The sequence below is a fragment of the Streptomyces rectiviolaceus genome (genome assembly GCF_039533825.1).
Lineage (GTDB): Bacteria > Actinomycetota > Actinomycetes > Streptomycetales > Streptomycetaceae > Streptomyces > Streptomyces rectiviolaceus.
The window spans coordinates 1-2,253 of the sequence record NZ_BAAAUG010000275.1 but is presented as its reverse complement, the minus strand read 5'-3'; the positions used below and the strand labels follow the sequence as shown (position 1 = coordinate 2,253).

The window sequence follows — 2,253 nt, the reverse complement described above, 5'->3', positions numbered from 1 at the left end:
CCACTTTTCATGAGGTTCAACCGCAAGGGCACCACGAAGATCAAGTTTCTGCCGACGGTCGCATCGGCGGCACTCCTGCCGACCCGCGCGGAGATCACCGCAGGCAACGACCTGACCCAGGGCATCCACACCCTTGACGGGTGGACCATCGAGAACCAGGCCATCCCCACACCTGACATGGGGTCCACGTTCGTCCCGAAGATCGACGGAGACGACGAAGCCGCCGACTCCAGCCTGGGCTTCTACGAGGACAACACCCTCGACGACATCGAAACCGACCTGGCCAAGGGCACCACGGGTTTCATGTGCATCTTCTCCAAGGGCGACGTGCCCTCCGGCAAGGGCCTGGACGTGTTCCCGGTGAAGGTCGCCTCCAACTCCAAGCAGTACACGGCGGACAGCGAGGCCGCGAAGATCCTGGTCCAGTTCGTCATCACCGACCTCCCGGCGCAGAACCAGACCGTCCCCGCCGCTGTCTGACCACCCCTCATACCCCCGGTCGGGCCCCGGCGTATCTGGGAAGGGCGCCTGCGCCCGGCCGGGCCTTCCCACGGAGACCCACATGACGAGCACCACCAGCACTTGGGATGCGAAGAAGAAGCGTCTGGACGCCCTGAAGCGCCCTGAGCAGCCCTTCACCATCTGCGAGGACCCCGAGGTCCGTGAGCGCCGCAACCGCGCCAAGGCCGCCCACCAGAGGGCCACCGAAGTACTCGCCGACCTGCCCCCGGAGGAAGAGCACCGGGACCTGTACGAGGCGCGCGTCAAGGAGACCAAGACCGAACTCGCCGCCGCACAGAAGGCGTTCGACGCGGCCTCCGTGACGCTGCGATTCATCGCCCTGGAACGCCAGGAGTACGAGGACCTGGTGAAGAAGCACCCGGCCAGCGAGGTGGAAGAGGCCGCGGGCGAGGACTTCGCGCTGGAGACCTTCGCTCCCGCCCTCATCTCCGCCTCCTCGCTGGACGGCATGCCCGTCGACTACGCCCTGCACTGTCTGAACACCTGGTCGCCAGCAGACGCCCGCGGCCTGTGGAACGCCGCCTGGACCATCCAGCACCACCAGCGGACCGACCTGGGAAAAGGCTGATCGATGACCAGAAGCTGCGCGCCGAACTCGAGGTGTGCGAGCGCTACCGCATCCCGCACTCCCAGTTCCGCGGCCAGGGGGATGGCACCTGGACCGACCTCGACCGGCGCAAAGCCCTCGCCTACGCCGACTACGTCCGCCAGGTGTGCGCCCACTGCGGCACCCGGACCGCCGAGTGGGACGAGAGCGTCGGCGGCGACGAGGACGCCTATCGGGCCATCACCCACCGCTGCGTCGGCTGCCAGATCCTCGCCGACAAGCAGAAGACCGTGCCCGACGGCGACGACGGCTTCGGCGTGAAGGTCGCCCTGATCCCCACCAGCGTCCACGCCGCCCTCGAATTCGCCCGCACCCAAGACCACTAGCCAGAAGGGAGGCCACGCGTGTCCCAGTGGAACCTGAGCGTCCGCCTGACGGGGCAGGGCTCGAACCTGTCGAGCATGCTGCGCTCCACCGCTGGGGACGCACGCACAGCCTCCCGCGACGTGAACACGCTGCGCCGCGACATCAGCCGACTGCGCACCGAGGCCTCCCGCCCCCTCCGCCTGCGCCTGGCAGTGGACGGCACCCACCTGCGGCGCGACGTGCAGCGCGCGGTATCCGGTGCGAGCGGACAAGCCATCACCATCCCGCTCGGCGTAGACGGCACCCGCCTGCGCGCCGAAGTCCGCAACGCCCTGCGTACCGCCTCCGCCGGATCAGGCATCCAGATCCCGCTGCGGGTCGACGCACAGGGCCTGCGTGCCGAGGTGCGCCGCGCGCTGTCCGGCGCCTCCGGGCAGGCCCTGAGCGTCGACCTGCGCCTGGGCGACTCCATGCAACTGCGGCGCGACGTGCAGGCCGCCGTGCGCTGGGCCGCGCAAGGGCACCGCATCACCATCCCCATCGGGCTGGCCGACCCCATGCAGCTGCGCCGGGACGTGGCCGCGGCGGTGCGGTGGGCGTCGATGAACCACACCATCCGCATTCCTGTCGTGCCGGACACCAGCGCACTGCGCAACATCCCCACCCCCAGCCTGGGCGGCGGGTCCGGCGGCGGTGGTGCGGACTTCGGCCTGGCCGGCTTCATCCCCTTCGCGGCGGCGGCTATCCCGCTCGCCGCGGGCCTGGCGTCTACCCTCGCCCCCGTTGCAGGGCTGTTCGGTGCGGCGGCCGGTGGCGCC

Annotated in this window: 4 protein-coding genes; all 4 read left to right on the top strand. The window is 69.9% G+C overall.

All coding sequences use genetic code 11. The annotated features are described in order from the left end of the window. The coding region (locus ABD378_RS43790; protein WP_486389313.1) for a phage tail tube protein at positions 1–480 on the top strand (480 nt) is incomplete at its 5' end. Positions 481–562: 82 nt separating this feature from the next. Then, the gene (locus ABD378_RS43785) at positions 563–1,090 is read left to right on the top strand and encodes a hypothetical protein (protein ID WP_344531074.1); all 528 of its coding nucleotides are present in this window, start codon (positions 563–565) and stop codon (positions 1,088–1,090) included. Continuing rightward, a complete protein-coding gene (locus ABD378_RS43780) occupies positions 1,033–1,455 on the top strand; it encodes a hypothetical protein (RefSeq protein WP_344531072.1) in 423 nt (140 codons plus the stop codon). The genes ABD378_RS43785 and ABD378_RS43780 overlap by 58 nt, the downstream gene beginning before the upstream one ends. A gap of 18 nt (positions 1,456–1,473) precedes the next feature. Continuing rightward, positions 1,474–2,253 (top strand): hypothetical protein (locus ABD378_RS43775; protein ID WP_344531070.1); only part of this gene is annotated, 780 nt, incomplete at its 3' end.

What these genes read in the sequence shown, in the direction of transcription:
- ABD378_RS43785 (WP_344531074.1), top strand. Translation starts at nt 563, where the DNA reads ATGACGAGCACCACCAGCACTTGGGATGCGAAGAAGAAGCGTCTGGAC.